General features: G+C 50.0%; 11 protein-coding genes. 2 read left to right on the forward strand and 9 right to left on the reverse strand.

Features of this window, described 5'->3' with window-relative positions; all coding sequences use genetic code 11:
• The 4 genes from OEM52_01415 to polA form a co-directional block, all read right to left on the reverse strand.
• Positions 1-1,615 (reverse strand): TonB-dependent receptor (locus tag OEM52_01415; GenBank protein ID MDK9698797.1); only part of this gene is annotated, 1,615 nt, incomplete at its 3' end.
• A 162-nt stretch (positions 1,616-1,777) separates the two neighbouring features.
• Positions 1,778-3,271: a T9SS type A sorting domain-containing protein gene (locus tag OEM52_01420; GenBank protein MDK9698798.1), complete on the reverse strand. Its 1,494-nt coding sequence runs from the start codon at positions 3,269-3,271 to the stop codon at positions 1,778-1,780.
• Positions 3,272-3,366: 95 nt separating this feature from the next.
• Positions 3,367-3,741 (reverse strand): hypothetical protein, encoded by a 375-nt coding sequence (locus OEM52_01425; GenBank protein ID MDK9698799.1) that lies wholly within the window; start codon positions 3,739-3,741, stop codon positions 3,367-3,369.
• A gap of 208 nt (positions 3,742-3,949) precedes the next feature.
• Complete coding sequence (gene polA / locus OEM52_01430; GenBank protein ID MDK9698800.1) at positions 3,950-6,739, reverse strand: DNA polymerase I; 2,790 nt, start codon at positions 6,737-6,739, stop codon at positions 3,950-3,952.
• A 158-nt stretch (positions 6,740-6,897) separates the two neighbouring features.
• Between polA and OEM52_01435 the strand changes: the two genes are divergently transcribed.
• Positions 6,898-7,209, forward strand: coding sequence for a DUF3467 domain-containing protein (locus OEM52_01435; GenBank protein ID MDK9698801.1), 312 nt, complete (start codon positions 6,898-6,900; stop codon positions 7,207-7,209).
• Positions 7,210-7,396: 187 nt separating this feature from the next.
• Here the strand turns inward: OEM52_01435 and OEM52_01440 are convergent, their stop codons facing one another.
• Positions 7,397-10,957 (reverse strand): T9SS type A sorting domain-containing protein, encoded by a 3,561-nt coding sequence (locus OEM52_01440; protein MDK9698802.1) that lies wholly within the window; start codon positions 10,955-10,957, stop codon positions 7,397-7,399.
• A gap of 239 nt (positions 10,958-11,196) precedes the next feature.
• Between OEM52_01440 and OEM52_01445 the strand changes: the two genes are divergently transcribed.
• Positions 11,197-12,042 carry a TrmB family transcriptional regulator gene (locus OEM52_01445; GenBank protein ID MDK9698803.1) on the forward strand — a complete coding sequence of 282 codons (846 nt, stop codon included), beginning with the start codon at positions 11,197-11,199 and terminating at the stop codon, positions 12,040-12,042.
• Positions 12,043-12,161: 119 nt separating this feature from the next.
• On the opposite strand, the gene OEM52_01450 is transcribed toward OEM52_01445, so the two are convergent.
• The 4 genes from OEM52_01450 to OEM52_01465 all read right to left on the reverse strand — a co-directional run bounded on the left by OEM52_01450 (position 12,162) and on the right by OEM52_01465 (position 18,336).
• Positions 12,162-12,935, reverse strand: a complete 774-nt coding sequence (locus tag OEM52_01450) for an enoyl-CoA hydratase-related protein (GenBank protein ID MDK9698804.1) — start codon at positions 12,933-12,935, stop codon at positions 12,162-12,164.
• An 85-nt stretch (positions 12,936-13,020) separates the two neighbouring features.
• On the reverse strand, positions 13,021-13,986 hold the full coding sequence (locus OEM52_01455; protein MDK9698805.1) for an enoyl-CoA hydratase/isomerase family protein: 966 nt from the start codon (positions 13,984-13,986) through the stop codon (positions 13,021-13,023).
• Positions 13,983-14,291, reverse strand: coding sequence for an EthD family reductase (locus tag OEM52_01460; GenBank protein MDK9698806.1), 309 nt, complete (start codon positions 14,289-14,291; stop codon positions 13,983-13,985). The genes OEM52_01455 and OEM52_01460 overlap by 4 nt, the downstream gene beginning before the upstream one ends.
• A gap of 304 nt (positions 14,292-14,595) precedes the next feature.
• Positions 14,596-18,336: a hypothetical protein gene (locus OEM52_01465; GenBank protein MDK9698807.1), complete on the reverse strand. Its 3,741-nt coding sequence runs from the start codon at positions 18,334-18,336 to the stop codon at positions 14,596-14,598.
• Positions 18,337-18,429 lie beyond the last annotated feature (93 nt).

Here is an 18,429-nt window from a genome sequence, read left to right on the forward strand (position 1 = left end):
CAGTTTGATCGGAGTACATTGGCGAGATACTGCCGTCGTTGGGAACCCAGATTTCAAACGAAGCGCCGCTCGCATCGCCATTGATGAGTTCAATCCATTGATGGTAACGACCGCCCGCGAGCTTGAAACGGGTCATCGGATTGTAGTGGTACACAAACGCTAACCGGGGGTCGAACTTCGTCCATTTCCCCATCTCGTGCCAATACCAGCGGAGACCGTATTTCATTTCCAATTTGGGTGCCAGTTTCCAATTGTCTTGCAGATAATGAGCGATGTTCCATGAATGTCCGTTAATATCCGCTTGCGTTGTCTTTTCGTTCATACTCTTCACGACAACGGAGAAGCGGTGCGCTTCGATACCAGTACGAAAGGTATGATTCGATATGCCGTGGTATTCGCCATCGGTTCGCAACATCTGGTCGTGAAATTGATTCGTGAATGCCATCATCTGTCGGCCTTCGTTGTAGATACTGAAGTCGCTTGCATAGCGGCTGTACGTGTACCCGAACGTGACAAATGCATCGGTACTCACTACATGACGGAGGCGGCTGGCGAAGGTGCGATTGCCCCATTGGGTACTAATCTTGAAACGACTATCGTCGTCGCCTGCCTCTACTGTCATATCGTCGAGTCCGGTGTAACCGGCAACCGTCAGTGTCGTCTTTTCATTAAAGTCCCAATTCAATTTGCCATTCGCATCGTAGAAGTAGTAATCGGGAAGGTCTTTGAAATCCTCATTTTTCCGCAATGGGTCAAGAATGAAATCGAAATAGGTACGTCGTCCCGACAATGCATAGGAACCTTGCTTACCGGGTAACGGGCCTTCAATCAAGGCACGGGAGGAGACGATACCTAACGAAACGTTGCCCTTGGTTTCATTCCGGTTGCCTTCTTTCGTGACGACTTCGAGGATACTGCCGGCACGACCGCCGTACTCCGCCGAGAAACCGCCCTTCATCAGTTGTAGATGCTTGACGGCGTCGCCATTGAATGTAGAGAAAATGCCGAACATGTGCGATGGATTGTACACTGCGCTTTGATCCATCTGAATCAAACACATCGCGGAATTGCCACCGCGAACATTTAAGCCGGTGGAAATATCCGACGTCGATTTCACACCGGGGATTGCTTGAATCATCCGTAGAATATCGACTTCTCCGGCAAGCGCCGGGATATTTTTTATGCGCTGCGATTCGATAACGACTGAGGAAACTTTTGCGGTTTGTCGGCCTTCGTCGTTCTCTTCCCGTTCGCCGATGACTTCGATTTCCTTTTGTTGGACACCGGTAACCGCTAACTCGACATCGAGGGTTTTCACTGCATTGGCATCAAGGGTCACTGGTTTAGTGAGCACAGCATAACCCATTGCGCTAAACCGCAGGGTGTAGTTGCCAGCCGAGAGGTTACTCAAGATGTAAAAGCCATCGAGATTTGCCGGGGTGCCGATGTTGGTATTAGCAATTTGCACCGAAGCGCCGGGTATGGTCTCACGGGAAGAATGATCGCGGACAAAGCCACGGATGGTAGCGGCTTGTACTGTCGCACCAAAGAGTATTAGAAAGAACCAGGTTAGAAGGCAAGTGTGCCTTTTCAGATTGCAGGGGATGTTTCGCATGGGGATCCGATCTCATAAGATTCGTATTTAACAGAAGTTGCGACATTATTACTAATGTGAAATATTCCGCAACCAATCATTAGTGCCACCACATTGTCGATTGGTTGCACCGGCGAAAAGATACAAGAAAGCAAAAGAAGAGTCAAAATGAAGAATTTGTTATTACTTAACAAGCAACAACGATTGGGTTGTTGAGGTGTTAACTGTCGATAACCGGACGAAGTATATACCGGAGGGAGTATTCACAAGGGATAGGGGATAGATACCATTTCTGCGGTTGGCATCATCCAGTGAGAAGGTCGAAACTTGTCGTCCGGTACGATCAAAGAGTACACCCGTTACCGGCGATGTTGGCGGTAGGGAGAAGCGAATTGTAGTACTCCCATTGGTTGGGTTCGGATACAGGGAAAATTGGAACGGTTGCGGTAAAATCACACCGTTTTGAGTAATTGGATCCGGTGCGGCGACATCGGGGAATACCGGTGTTGTCCGGAATGGGAAAGGATTGACAAACGCTGGTAAGGTTTGACCTAATCCACCGGGATTCAGTGGATGATTCGGTCCCGTCGGATCGCCCCAATAACAATTCGGAGCTATGATTGAACTAAACTCAGGGACGTGATCGGGGCGAGTAGTAAACTGAATACTATTCCCGATAAAATCGGAGTTTGTTATAAAAACATGTTCCAATGAACTTGCAGAAAATCGTTGAAAAACGCTACCGCGATTTGCGATGAATCGACATGAGTCAATCAATATATCATTCGCTGCAATGCAAGTAAGAATATTATCGGAAAAGAGGCATCGATCAAGTTTCAGAGTACTATTCGCTTCAATGATGGAGGTTTGTGCATTGAAACAATATCGAAAAATTGACTGAGCGATAATTACCGTGTCGGTGTTTTGTGTTACGCGGATAATCCCGTAATTCGTAGTTGCTTGGCAAGAATCAAAAGTGACATCACGAATGAGTTGTGTTCCCCCTGTTCCGTTGTAACCGACGAATAATCCACGGGTACCAAAATGTTTAAAATTGCTTCTGTTGATCGAAAATTCACCGCCAAAAAAGAACACTTCACCAAACACCGATGCGACACAATTATTGATTGTTAACAACCCATCCCCAACTGCTACAAGCGCGATTCCGCTCGTTGTTCTACCGCTCATGTAACATCTTTCGAACGTGGTTGTACAACTATCACTTCGAAGCAGTGGCAAATGTCCTGAAGTATCAGCAAAGATGAATTGACAATCGCTTGCGTAGAATGTGTTCGCATCCAGAAACAACCCACCGAAGAAGTTGTTAGTACTTCCAAACTCACCTTCAACCAAGCAATGGTTCAAATGAACTTCTGACCCTATACCGGTGAATACTCCTGCAGTAAAATACGGCGTTGTTGGAGGAAGAAAACGCAATCCGGAAAAAGTAATACGACAATGGTCTGCACGAATCCGGTTGTTTTCCACGCGCCAAGTTGTATTCAAAATATCATTGGAATCGGAAGAGAATATCCATCGTGAGGCGATTGTAACATGTATCGGGATTACTACACCAGTTTGATAATCATTCGGAGCCAATAGTACGGTGTCTTCCGGATTCGCTGCCGATATGGCTGTTAGAATTGATGCGTACTCCTCTGGAACGCGCCGAATCATAGCCTGCGTGTCGATACAAAGGAAAATGATTAATATTATTGAGAATATGCCATTCATACGCACCCATTCTCAGAACAGCCGAAGTAACCGAAAGACTACTCGACTTGCCAATGAACCATTGCATCCAAATTGGTTGGATTGCTAATGTTAGTCGATTGTAATGTGTATGTTCCAGTGGTAGGAAACATAAAATAATATGTTTCGTCGGAGGTTGACCCAGTCTTCAAAGTGAAATCTTTAACCGACACCCCATCTTTTATCACTTTGCAATGTACTGTTGCTCCCGATTGGGTGTGAACCATATCAAGAGTGGCTCGATAATTTGAATTGGCAGAAACCTGCTCGTTGTCGTTGCAGGTAACACCATATTGATCCATGAACTGCTCACAGATTGTCGTCCATGCCCACGCCACGCCTACAAAAATAACAACTGCGAGGCTTGACAAAAGAATTACTCGGTACTTCTTCATAACCACCTCCTGGTTTGCGATGGAAACATTTCCATCAGGAGAAGGATACAAAAAAAAAAAACAGCAAAGGCAAGGATAAATGACTGTTTTGCTCAACTTACCTGTAAACAAATAATTACGAATTATTAGGCATGACTGAAGCTCATTGGTACCCAGTAATATCCCTCAACTTTGTTCGGGTGTCAAGCGAATTGTGACAAATCCGAAACTAATGCGCCTCCAACCAATTGTTCCCTACCCCTAAGTCGGCAACCAACGGAACATCGAGCGCGACTGCCTGTTCCATTTCCCGTTTCACCAATTCGGATAGTTCGTCCAGTTCCTCCGGCGGCGTTTCAAATACCAATTCGTCGTGGACAGTAAGCAGCATTTTCGCTTGGAAATGTTTCTCGAGACGCAACTTTTCCAATTTTGCATCGACATTGATCATCGCAATTTTTAACACATCGGCAGCAGTTCCCTGAATCGGAGTATTGATGGCAATCCGTTCGGCAAATTCTCGGGTCGCCCGGTTGTCGGCATGGATTTCGGGGATCGGACGTTTCCGACCATAGAGAGTGGCGACATAACCATGTTCGCGGGCAAAATCGACCGTAGAATCCATGTAAGCCCGCACGCCAGGGTACGTTGCGAAATAATTTTTACGGAAGGATTTTGCCTCATCCATTGGAATACTGAGCGCTTCCGATAAACCAAAATCGGTTTGCCCATAGATGATACCGAAATTCACCCCTTTTGCGACGCTCCGTTGTTCGCGGGTCACTTCGCTCAGTGGAATGCCAAATACTTTTGCCGCCGTTGCCGCGTGAATATCCAACCCAAGTTTGAACGCTTCCCGCAAAGTCTCATCACCGGAAAGGTGCGCCATCAGCCGCAATTCGATTTGACTGTAATCCGCCGAAAGAATTTTCCAACCGTCGTGTCCGGCAACAAACGCCGTGCGGATGAGCGCCCCCTCTTCGCTGCGAATCGGAATATTCTGCAAGTTGGGATCGGTGCTGGAAAGCCGTCCGGTCGAGGCGACTGCTTGATTGAAACTGGTGTGGACGCGACCGGTTGTTGGATTGATCAGTTTCGGCAGCGCATCGACGTAGGTACCGCGCAATTTCGACAGCATCCGGTAACGCAGGACCAGTCCGGGAATTGGAATCGAGGGGTCCTGATGGGTTAATTTCTGCAATACATCTTCATCGGTCGAATAGCCGGTTTTCGTTTTACGCACCGGTTTCAATTTTAATTCTTCAAAGAGAATCTTAGCGAGCTGTGCCGGACTGCCGAGATTGAATGGGTGACCCACCAGCCGATGCACTTCCGCCTCGAGTTTCATTTGCTCCGAGGCGAAAGTGTGGGACAATTGCGCGAGAACATGGGGATCGATCCGGATGCCGGTACGCTCGATCCGGTAGAGTACTTTCGCAAGCGGCAGTTCGATCTCATCTTGGAGGTGCGTCAACTTTTCTTCTTCCAACCGTTCCCGCAGCAAAATTGCCAACCGCCGGGTGTAGTCGGCGTCTTCACCGGCATATTCGGTAATTTTCTCGATTGGAACATCAACCATCGAACGTTGATTTTTTCCGCTGCCGATGAGCGCTTCGGTCGGAATTTTGGGGAGATTGAGATATTTCTGCGACAATAAATCGATGCCGTGAGAACGCGAATTCGGATCGAGTAAATAACTCATCAGCATCGGATCATCGCTCCAGCCCGCCACCTCGACGCCGCAATGATAGAAAATTAGCGCATCGTATTTGAAATTCTGTCCGCATTTCCGTTTCGCGGGATTCTCGAGCCAAGGCCTCAACTGCTCGATTACGAACGATTGTGCCGGCAATTTTCTTCGCGAGGATAATTCGCCAAACAACGACCCTTCCACGATGGTTGCGTTCTCCTCGGTTTGCTCCGAAGAGAACCCTTCAAACGATGGGAGATGGACAAACCAAGCGTGTTGCGGGCGAATACTGATAGAAATCCCAACTAGATTTGCTTGATTGGGATCGAGTCCGGTTGTTTCGGTATCGAGTGCGGCAAAATCGGCGGAATCCAACTCCTGTATCATCGCCTCCAACTGAGCGACTGTATTCACCGTTTCGTAATGGCGTTCTTCGGCAGTTGCATCGCTGGAGGTCGCTGCCACGACTTTTTTGAGGAGTGCACGGAACCCCAATTCATTCAGGAGTTGTTGCAAATCGCTGCCGGCGAATGGCCCGAATGTTAGCGCAGAAATATCGTCGGGCACCGGCGCATCGAATCGTAACTCAACCAAAAAACGCGACAGTTTTGCTTGTTCGCTATTTGCGGCAATAGTCTCCCGCCACGACTTTTTCTCGATTTTCTCGACATCGGACAGAATGTTATCGAGTGAACCAAACGTTTTCAGTAACTCAGTGGCGGATTTATCGCCGATTTTTGGAATGCCGGGCACGTTATCGCTGGTGTCGCCGACCATTGCGAGCCAATCGCCGAGTCGTTCCGGGGGTATCCCATATTTCTCCTGCACCGAGGCGGCGGTGATTTCGTTCCATTGCCCGGCGGTGGTACGCGAAGGGGAGAGAATGCGAATTTTCTCGAATTGTAATAATTGCGCAAGGTCTTTATCGGCGGAGACGATAATCGGCTCGAATCCTTCCTTGGCGGCGCGGGTGGCGAGGGTTGCCATTAAGTCGTCGGCTTCGAAGCCGGGCGCTTGCAATACTTTGATGCGCATCGTCTCCAGCAATTGATACAAGAGCGGTACTTGGGTCTGCAAATCTTCCGGCATCTCGTCGCGGGTCGCTTTATATTCTCCATAGGCTTCGTGGCGAAAAGTCGGTTCCGGGGTATCGGTGCATACGACTAAGAGGTCGGGCTGCTCGCGCTCGATTAATGCGAAGAGGGTATTGACGAAGCCATACAGCGCGGCGACATTCATCCCTCGCGGCGTTGTGAGCGGCATTCGCGCCATCGCAAAGTAACTGCGGTAGAGTCCCGCCATCGCATCGATTACAAGAAGTTTCGGCATCGTTTTCCCGGTTAGATTTGTTAGAAAGGTACGCGGAAATTTGCTTGGAAGATAGTTTCGCGGTACGTTATCTCCGATTTGTTATTAACAATTCGTCAAAATTCATGAAAGTAGGGGATTCGTTCGCGAGTTGCCCGACTAAACCAGGAGATAAAACCATGAGCAATGGAGTTACCCCCCCGCAAGCGCCGGGACAGCAAGTAACCATCGAACTCGACGAGAAAATCGGCGAGGGAATTTATTCCAATTTGGTGTTGATTACTCACTCGAATGCAGAATTTGTGTTGGATTTCACCCGCCTGCTGCCGGGTCTACCGAAAGCGAAAGTGCAGTCGCGGATTATTTTGGCTCCGCCTCATGCGAAAGCGTTACTGAATGCCCTCGAAGAGAACATCAAGCGGTATGAAGAACAATTCGGAACGATCCAAGCCGGTGGTGCGCAAGGTGACCGTCAATTCGGTTTTAAATAAAACTCAATTGTATCAAATCCAATGGTACGGGATTGGAATCCCGTAACCACCAACTCGGGTTAACCACTCATGAAAAGTTGTAGGGGCGTAAAGCATACGCCCCTATTTATTTTGCATAACTCGCAACATGAAACGAGCGGTGCACCGAAGGCACACCGCTCATTTCTTTTCGAGAGAGGAGAGCGAACTACTTTACGAACATCACTTTTCTCGTTGTTGTGAATTTTTGGGTATCAAGCCGGAGGAAGTATATCCCGGAAGAAAGTTGCGATGCATGATATACCATGCGATACGTATTCGCAGCTAACTGCCGGTCGACCAACCGCGCCACCTCTTTCCCTTGGACATCGTACAACGCGAGCCGCACATAACCGGCGTCGCGGATGGCAAACCGAATCTCCGTGCTTGCATTAAATGGATTCGGATAATTCTGCATCAGTGCATACTTCAGCGGGACAATTCCAATCGCATGGGGCGAAGGAGTCGCACTGGCGATTATTGGATTGATATGTTCGTTTCCATCGAGGTTTACATCGGCTAACCGGTAGTAATAGGTCACATCATTCGTTACCCGGGAGTCGGTCCAGGTGTAGCGATACGGCTCCGGTGAAGTGCCGCGTCCGGGAAGCATAGTAACCAGTTCGCCGATGACGTTCCGGTCAGTCGAACGGTAGACGCGATAGAAACCGTTGTTCAATTCGCTTTCCACCTGCCACGAGAGAACCACACTGCGATCCGACCCGGCTGCTGTGAAAGAAGAGAGTTCCACCGGAAGGACGCCGGAATTTCCTAATGCCCAAATCGAAAAGTGGTTCAGTCCGGTGATCGTCATTTCATAGATGCCACTCGGTACCGGGGCGACTTCGGTGACGGTTCCAGCAGCGAGTACCCAAGTCACCCCGCCATCGGTGGTATATCCTGCTATCAGCGGTGGTGAGGCATGAACCGGATCGGCAATGCCCACTGGGAGATCGGCGGCAGTAAACCGAAGGATAAGTGTAGCATTGACAAAATTGTTATCGGATGCTTCAATCGTCCAAAATCGGGAGATCGTGTTCTCGACCGGGAATTGGACAGCATGGACTTCTAACGGGCGTTCCGTAGTATAGGATGCGGTAACACTTCCGGGATTATGCCGTGCCGGGGCCTGATTGGGAAATGCTAATTCAACTGGAGGTTCACCGCCGGTGTTCGGGTCCGGTGGAAAAGTCGGGGTAAACTCGACCCCACTATTATCGCCATTAGGATTGGTTGAACTTGCGGTAGCGCCATTGCTCCATGCTTCCATGACATTTGCCGTGAGCGTAAAGTAATATGGCGTCCGGAGCGCATCCTGATTAGTAAACCGGATGTTTGTGATTTGAACACCCATCGAATCAGCCTGAAACCTGATGGTGAACTGTGCTGTATCTCCGTTTGCTAATACTTGTGTCGGAACATCCCCAAGAAATGAGAACAGCGTCGAGTCGGAGCCATAAATCTCGAAATCCGTCAACGAAGATTGCATATCACCAGTATTCGTAATGATGAAGGTTTGATCGATGGTAGAGCCGATAGCTATGTTACCCATGCTCTTGCCACTACCTACCCCGACCGGCATCTCACCCATCGTAACTTCAATCTGAGCATAACGGTAATCCAGTACCGTGACGTAAATATCGTTATTCGTCCCCGAAAACGTGGGATCGTAGGCATCAGGTGTGGTGGGGAAATCGGCATAATCGTTGTTTCCAGCCAACAACATTCCCGATGGGTTATAGGGAGCAACCAGTTGAACATCGGAGTCCCACTGACTACTGCCGAGATAAGTACTATAGAGCAATTGGTTATTGCTATTGAATCTTGCTGCGAATAAATCGGCTTGTCCGGATAGTGATGTTTGGACGGCATTGGGAGTAACCGGCAATCCTGTACCGTAGGTAACGCCCCCAATCAGTAACCCGCCAACACCATCAGGTGCTACTCTTTGAATGTTGTCACTGGAACCGGAACAACCGAAGTAAGAACAGTATTCAATAGTAGTGAGGTCCTCACTCAGTCGCACGATCAAGCCATCGCCACTACCACTGCGGGCAGTTTGATAGGCATTTCCGGTAACCGGAACGTCAAGACTTGTTGTACCACCTACCAAAGTGATGGAACCATTTCCAGTTGCGATAGCATCGGAGAAATCGTCCATACCGCTAAAGCCGAAGTACGTGCTGGCAATAACTTGTCCGGTAGATAGATTAAACTTCGTTACATAACCATCGTTAATATTGGCTGGGTTCTGGGTTGTCTGGTAGGCACCGGCCGTTGTAGCTACTGTATAGACGTCATCGACTCCGCCGATGAGTGATGCAACATCATTCCCATGATAAACGATTTCACTGGCGGCAACGGAAAAGAAAGTACTGTATGATAGTGTTGCACCATCATTCGTGAGATAGGAAAAGAAGTTGTACCAATTGTTCGGACGCCACGGTTGATAAGCATTGGGTGTCGTCGGAAAGGCATTATCATTGGTCGTTGCAAACACCATCACGCCGCCATATCCGTCCGTCTCAACGTCCCATCCTTCTTCCAGATTATCCGCACCAAGATATGTGCTGAAGATTAGGCCATTTCCCCAAGAATTCAGATGCAATACGAAGACGTCATAGCTGACATGTGGGTCTCGCTGATAAACACCTGGAGTGGTGGGAAAGTTATTGACTTGTCCGGGAATCCAAGTGGAACCGGTTACAAATACTCCCCCGGTGTTGTCATCACACATCCCATAGGCGTAATCTGCGCCAGCACCACCGATGTAAGTGCTATAGACCAACGAACTACCGGTGCCACTCAATTTCGTGACAAAGACATCTACCCCACCATTAGAAAATATGTCATAACTTCCGAGTGTAACCGGAAAGGTCGATGAGGAAGTGTAGCCGGACATAATTGCGCTATTGCCAACGGCTTCGGCATCATGCACGACTTCGAATACATTCGGGTCACCAACGGCAGTGCTAAAAACGAATGGATCAATAACTAATTGCTTCGAGTGGTCATACCCATCCGGCAAAGATAAACCCACAACATATTCTTCCAGTAGAACAAAGCTTGCCCGAAGGGAGCGTTTACTCACACCACTACCTTGCCAACAGCCGGGAATCGACTCTCGCAGACTTTTTACACTGGTGTTCAAGACCAATTCATTTCGTTGTTGGTCAATCGTGAGCGCATTCAATCCTTGATAACGAAAACGAACTTGCGATGGGTCGGCATTGGGTGCAACAACGATGTCGTACTTCAGGTTTCCATCTTGTTCGTGGTAACGAATGTCCACTCCGGGCCAAACATCCGGGTAGGTGAGGCTGCGATAGTTCGGAACATTGGTAGCCCACTTCTTGGCATCATCGCCCAAAAAGTAGTTGTTGTTCCAACCAACGCGATCATCAACAATCACCGACTTCCCGGCCGATTTCTGAGGAGAGGATGCCTCAAACGAAATGCGGTAGGCATGCGCCTTGTTTGTGATCGGGTTACGTGACATGTCCACGACACTTACCCGATCCCGGTTTGCGATTGACTCGGTCGCCTGCACAGTGACACCGTCCCGTTCAAACCACCACTGTAACCCGTTGCCAGTAGCGTAGTAAAGAACCCGTGCATCCCATTGCCCGCAGTTCTCGGTAAAAATGACGGCAGTTTGTCCGCTGTTTGCGACAAGAAGGAGTATAGCTAACGCGATGCTTAGCGTTAACGTCTGGATGTTTCGTTTCACGATACCTCCGATAGCAAGAGTGAAGAAAAAGCATTATATTACTATTATCAGGTAGTAATGCTACCAGAGTATACAACTTGTTAAAATTCATGTCAAGGGAAATCCCCAAAAAAAATGAGAATTGGAGAATTGCACCGTGACTGTCATCACTTTCGTAGCAAAGTGGAACTGTTTTACGAATTGCATTACTTTCTCAACCAAGTTTTATCATCAGCGCTGAAAGGATAGGAGAAGAAGAAATGTCGGCGTTATCGGCACTCATCGAGTTAGGCTTCACCCAAATGGAGGCGGAGGTCTATGTCTGTTTACTGGAGACTTCTCCCCAGACTGGCTATGCTATCGCCAAACAATTGGGAAAACCGGCACCGTACGTCTATCGCGCAGTCGACGCTTTAGTGCGGAAGAGTGCGGTGTTTCTCGATAAAGGGGATTCCAAACTCTGCCGCGCTGTACCCTACGAGGAATTGTTAGAGCAATTGAAGCGGTCGTTCCAACAACGCTGCAGCGAAGCGGAAACGCAGTTACGGAAAGTACCGGTATCGGATTGGGACGACCGGATTTATCATCTTACTACAGTCGAGCAGGTGTATGAGCGGGCGATTGCGATGATTAACGCTGCGCAGGATCGCATTAACGTCGATGTCTTTCCACTCCCGCTGCTGGTGTTGCGTGACGCGTTGGAAAAGGCGCATGAGCGCGGGGTCAAGGTGGCTGCGCTGTTATATGAACCGGTCAAACTCAAGGTAACGAAAACGGTCGTATTCCGGAACGAGCGGTTGGTACAGGATTGGCCGTCGCGGCAATGGATCTTAGTGACTGCCGATGCGAATGAGTATCTCGTGGCGCTGCTTTCGGAAAAGTGCGAAAAAGTGTACCAAGCAATCTACAGCGGTAGTCCGGTGCTCTCGTATGTCCAACAATACACAATGAGTTCGGAATTTCTGTTATCGCTCTTGATCGAGTCTATGTTCGACGGCGCCGATAACGCCCAAATGCAAAAAATCTATCGGCAGTGGTTGAAATCATTCTGGTCGACAAAACCGATTGGCGCACACCGCATGGAGAAGATGTTTGGGTGGGAATGATTTATTTTTGTTAACGTCTTAGTAAAAGTGAAGGGGCGGATGGCATCCGCCCTTTTTTATGTATCAATAGTAATTTGATGTAATTCGAGAGTTCTATCTATTTTTAGCTTTTGAAAAAATTACTTCCCACTCCACTTGGGTTTGCGTTTCTCGAGGAATGCGGACATCCCCTCTTTTTGATCTTGTGTTGCGAACAAGAGATAGAAATTCTTCCGCTCGAGCAGGAGTCCTTCTTGTAGCGTTGTTTCATACACGGCATTGATCGATTCTTTCGCGAGCTGTACGGCAAGCGGTGGTTTTGCTGCGATTTCTTTTGCGATGGCAAGCGCTTCCTTTACCGTGAATTCAGGGGGGACGACTTTCACTACAAGTCCGGCGTTATAAGCTTCCTGTGCCGTTATCATCCGTCCAGTCAGTACCATCTGCATTGCGAGCGCTTTCCCCACCGCCCGGGTCAAACGTTGGGTACCACCTGCACCCGGCATCACACCAAGCGAAATTTCCGGTTGTCCGAATTTAGCATTCTCGCCGCAGATGATGAGGTCGCAGAGCATCGCTAATTCGCAACCACCGCCCAATGCAAAACCGTTTACGGCGGCGATGATCGGTTTCTTGTTGCGGCGGATACGATCCCATTTGGCGAATTGGTCGCGGGTTTGCATATCGATCGGCGTCGCAGTCGCCATATCCTCGATATCGGCGCCGGCGGCAAAGGCGCGGTCATCTCCGGTCAAGACGATGCAACGGACATTCTCATCCCGATCAAGCGTCTCGAAGGTCGTGACCAACTCGTCCATTACTTGCAGCGAGAGCGCATTCAACACCTTCGGTCGATTCAGTTGGACGAGGGCGACTGTGTCATGCATCGTTACAATGAGAAATTGTAAAGCCATGGATTCACCAAGTAGAAGTTCGATTGATCGAACCCGATTACCAAAAAGACGGGCGCAATGAATAGTGCCCCTACATCTCTATCCCCTATTCCCTATCACCCAATTTATGTCCACAATGGGGACAATAGTTGGAACGGGAGGGGCAAGTCATCTTACATACGGAACAAACCACAGTCGGCGCACCCCAGAGATATTCGGGAGAATCGTCGTTTTCCCATTGCCCCCGGACAGCTCGGTAGTTCGGTTGTCGCTTCTCCTGAAACGCGCGCATCCCTTCGTAAATTTCCGGATAGGCGGTATGAACGCCAAGCCAATCGCGGGCATGTTGCACCGTAAGTCCCCACGAGAGATCGCGCCAGAAATTCAATTGCGTCTTCGTGTAACGGGTGACATTCGGCAACCGCCGCAACAGCTTTTTCGCCATTATATCGACGGCGGTATCGAGTTCTTCCCGGGGAACCACTTCGTTGATGAGACCCCATTCGTGCGCTTTCTTGGCATCGAGTTCTTCACATAACAGGAGCATCTCGCGGGCGCGACGGTCGCCAATAATCAGCGGCAGCCATTGGGTTGCGCCGCCCGCTGGAACACTCCCACGTGCGGGCCCGACTTGGCGGATGTACACATCGTCGGCTGCCACGGCGAAATCGCAGGCGATGTTAAATTCATTGCCGCCGCCGACAACAATGCCGTTCAATCGCGCAATCGTCGGTTTCCCGATGTTCTTGAGTCGCTCATGCGCTTCGATGAATGCGCCCATCCACTTCCAGTAGTCGCGCGGTCGTTCGAGAAATTCGTTGGTCTGTTCGTCGAGATCGGCGCCGGTGCAGAACGCCTTCTCTCCGGCTCCGGTTAACACCATCACCCCAATCGTATCGTCCCAACTAACATCCTCAAAGGCGGCGGCAAGTTCGCGCAACGTCTGCCAATTCAACGCATTGAACACCTTCGGCCGATTGATCATTACGGTTGCAACACCATCGACTTTGGTATAGATGAGGTTCTCGAAACCTAACTCCTCCGGCGACTTTCCGACATAACGACGGGTCACGACAACGCCTCCTCATGTCCGGTGGTAACGGTCATGATGCTCGCGGCAAATTGCATTGCATCCTGTCCGCACATCATCATCTCCGGTGACTTCATTGCCGCTTTCATCGCCTCAAGCGTGGGAAAACAGACTTCCGCATACGCCCACACCGGCGCTTCGCCGATAATCGATTTATCGACGATGTTGAGCGAAAACGAGGTCATCCCCGGCAACGCTTGCAAGGTCTGGATGTGACCGTTTTTGTAGCGAGTCAGGAATGCTTCGACGTCGGATGGTTTCTGGTAAAACACAATCATTTTGAACATTTCATTTCTCCTTGGGAAACGAAGGAAGGTAATCGCAAGTCTGGTGAACAGCAAGCGAAACTGGGGGGACAGGGGACGTGGGGTGGAAAGGATGGGTGTAGGGTGAAAGGTGAATGGTGTAAGGTGTAAGGTAAAGGATGTTGGGTAATGGGTGTGATGGGTACGGACAGGTCTCCAGATCTGTATCGTAGGGGAGTCCGGCGGGCTCCCGCAAAGAAGAGGGCGGCTGCCAGCTGCCCCTACAAACGGGCTTGGAAGCCCGTAACCACCACTACTTGGAGCCCTTAACCACCCAATACAAGAATTACCACCGCAAAGAGATGCCCCCTTCGGCGGTTTTGTCGCCGGTAGAACTGATAGTGTAGTCGATGCGTTGTTGTAGCGATGTATTGCCTTGATCGAAACGATTCCACTCTATCGAACCGGTTGTTAGAATTTCGGTAATCGGTGAGGTGGTTTCAGTGCGAGTAATCGCAAAGCGAAACTCACCGAGTGGAATGGTTGTCGGGAGGGAGGTTGTGAATCCGGTTGACCACTCGTCGGAGGCGTACTCGCCCGTCCCTTCGATGGCGAAGCGCGGTGACCAGTAACCCAGCAAAACCGCGCCTTGTTCGAGTCTGGTGGTCGAAGCGGCACTGCGGAGGGTAAAGGTGAAAGGTAAAATAATTTCACGCCATTCGAGTCCGGTTACCCGCTTCCGTTCGCGTTCGGTATAGGCGGCGATGGTTGCGTTACGGTGCTGTGTGCGCCAGAGCAAGAGCGGCAGTTTGGCAAAGGCGACCCACGCCCCGCGTTGCTCTTCCGCTCGCGTAATAATCCGCGCTCGTTCCCGGGCTTGTGAATTGCTTGAGTCGCTGTACACCCAAATTGGTTTACCCCAAACATTTCCGTCAACCAAACCGGAGGTATGAGCGGTTTGTGTGCACACGAACTGAATCGATTGAAAACTGCTACTTATCCAATCCCCCTCGAATTGATTCCACTTTCCATACCGGTTATCAAACGAAGCTCGGAGGTTCATTCCTTTGAGCACTGAGCCCCATTCGAACATTCCTTGTCCACGCGAACGCCATTTCGTGTTAGTGGGATTCGTTTGAAAAAATGTGCCACTCACCCATATACCACCTACAAATGGTTTTGCAGAATTCCAAAAAGTGACGGAACGTACGGTCGGAGCGGTGGTTACTTGGTAGATGCCAAACTCACCAACACCCAGCGATTGAAAGGTGTAACGGTCGCTATTATCGCGGGTGAGACGGTGATCAAAAGTCGAGTAGTGATAAGATTGTGCGAATCCCAGACCAGAGGAATACCCATCGCTATGGTCAAGCGTCCAAAGATAATTCCGATACCAATACTCCGTTTGGTAACGTTCGGTTTGATGATGAGGTGCTGAGCGCTCTACCGACCAACCGCCATAAATGTCCGTGTGTTCCCAAGCAAACTTTTCTACGGATAAACCGCTTCCCCATTTTCCCCGCAATCGTAATCGATTTTTCTCATTGTCGTTGTTCTGCCAAGACTCATCGGCATCGAATGGTACCCGAAATACGCCGGGTGCAAAACCGTCGGTTGTCGCATCGATTGCCGCCATGGCAAGCGCAGCCGATTTTCGTAAGCCCAGCGAATCCAACCCCTGCGCCGATCCGCTTAGAATCGAATCGGCGATTTCCGCTTCCAGTGCTGCCCTACGGTTGGGCTCCCACGTCGCGATTTGTTCAGCAATGGTCTCGCTGCTGTTGGAAGTATAGAGGGTCGATAGCTGCGAAGGGGGCGTTGGGATGGTCGCTTCCTGCAAGTGATAGCGTGGAGAACCGAAAACATACCAGCCGTGCAAAGATCGTTGTACGCGAGAAACCGGTATAGTGTCTATCGGTACCCCGCGATAGGAAATTGGGAATTCACGTACTGGATTTTTGCATTCTTTGGATGTATCGAATATCGTTGGATCTTTACTATACCGTGCGCTGCCGAAGGCATCCGACAACTGCAATCCTTCCATCATTTTTCGATTATTTTCCTGATGTTCTATGCAATGGTACAAAAGTTCTCTGTCATTGAGAGTTCCCTTTATTGTCACACTGGCAAAAGTGTTGTTATCACCGTCGATACTCGATAAACGATGCCGATGATTCAGTAACCATTCGCGGTTCTCGGCATCCCGCCATTGCACCTTTTCTATATCGGTAAAACGTGATTTTGCTATCGGAATCTTCGCAGCACTGCCGGGAAAAAGCAGCGTTACTCGTAGTCGCTCGAGCGGTAATCGTAACTGAGTTGTTTCCTCCGAAGAATTCGATCCGAGGGTCGCAAAGCCTTTTCTCAGTGTTCCGATAGCAGCGGGAAGCGTGACCATTCGCAAGGGATTCTCCCCGTTCTGTGCAGTGATACTCCACTCACCTACTTCCGGCGACAACACTTCCCCCGACAACATGAATTGAATCTCGACTTTGTATGGGTTGGCGAATTCTTGATCGGTAGAATCGATCCGGTCGATGATAGCGATTGTGTTGCCAAGACTGAGCATCGTTCGCGAAAGCCATACCCCATCCTGTTTCCATGTAGTTTTTGCGATAAGGTTCGTTTGATCCCACAGTGCGCCGTCCCAAACCGGAGAATTCTCGTTATCATCACTATCATAAAACTCATGCAATGGCTCGCCATCGACGAGAAAGGCACTCTGCGCTTCGCTCGACATCCAATACCGGCGGTCGGCGTCGTACACCCCTTGCGGCCCATACCCCCCCGAAGTGATCCGCATCTGCGAACCAACCTCACACAAGAGATTTCCCGGATCGATTTGTTCGTGCCGTCCGGTCCAACGATTGCGCGGCTCGCCGCTCAAGACCGTCACTATCGGTACATCGGTTTTGTTGCGAATGATTGCCGCGCCGCCATCACGATAGATGCGTGCGCACGTCGATTGTCCCGGTCGGTGTTGGGTTGCGCGGGGAGCAAACCAAGCGGCATCGAACAGCCCTTCCACCGAGGCGGTTCCACTTGGCGAGAGCGTTGCAAACTGTGCGATGAGCGGTTCCTGTGGTAGTAATCGCGCCACCTGCCGCCACAGATTGCCACTGATCGGAAAAGTGTCGTCCAGCGGCAGCGGTGAACCGTTGTTCCGCGAAAGTTCGGCGGTTGTTACGGCGAGTTTATGGAGCAAGGGGTGCTTTAAAAGATTTTCGCCCATGCTCATATACAGCAGATTTGATAATCGGGTGAGATGGCGCAATACGGTCTGTGCATAGCCCGGACCTTCGCGATAGACACCATCAGGTCCGATCTGTGCTAACCCGATTTGGAGATAGCGCTCGGCAATCCGCCATAGTTCGATGCGGGTACGTTTTCCACCGGGAAAATCCGTCGGCGGCAACAATAACAATGCCGAGGCGAGATTGGCGCCAGTCGATAGCGCGTGATTATTCGGACCGATAAATTCAATACCATTACGCAAACGAATCGCGGCGAGTGTTAGTGTCTGTACGATCACATGCTGTTCGGATTCCGGCCTGGAATTCCGCAAAAGTGTAAATGCCATCGCAGCATCCGCTAAGGCTTCCGAACCTTCCAGCAAATCTCCCCATGCGCCACTCGCATCATTCCGGGCAAATCCGCCGCTCGCGGGCGGTTTAGGCAATGCCAGTAACAGCGCCCAACTCTGCGACAGCAAAACCGAATCGCGAAAGCCAATGCCGCCGGTCGCCAATACCAATGCTGCTCGGGCAAGTTTCGCGGCATTGTGAGGATTGCGGTAAGTTGCTGTATTGATAATCGCGGTTTGCAGGGCACGGGTCATCGCATCATCGGATTGGATAAGGAACGCAATTTCCGCTTGGCGGGATTGCGACTGGAAGTACACAGTCGGGGGAGTTTCCGGGAGTTGCGGAAGGGCAAAGGAAGCGCGGCGGAGATTGTACAATTCCCCGGCTGTCATCGCTTTCCCAACTCCGCGTACCAGTGCCCGTTCCACCGGTGCGAGAGCATCCCGCTCGATTGCTATTGCGAGTAAGGGGAGGAGTAAGAGAATGAAGAGTAGTTGTCGCACCTGACAAAATACGAAACCGTAGTGCAGTATACCGCTTTACTCATTCACAAAAAATGAACGGGCAGCTAAACGCTGCCCGTCCTTGATTTGGTA

Source organism: bacterium (assembly GCA_030247525.1).
GTDB lineage: Bacteria > Electryoneota > JAOADG01 > JAOADG01 > JAOADG01 > JAOTSC01.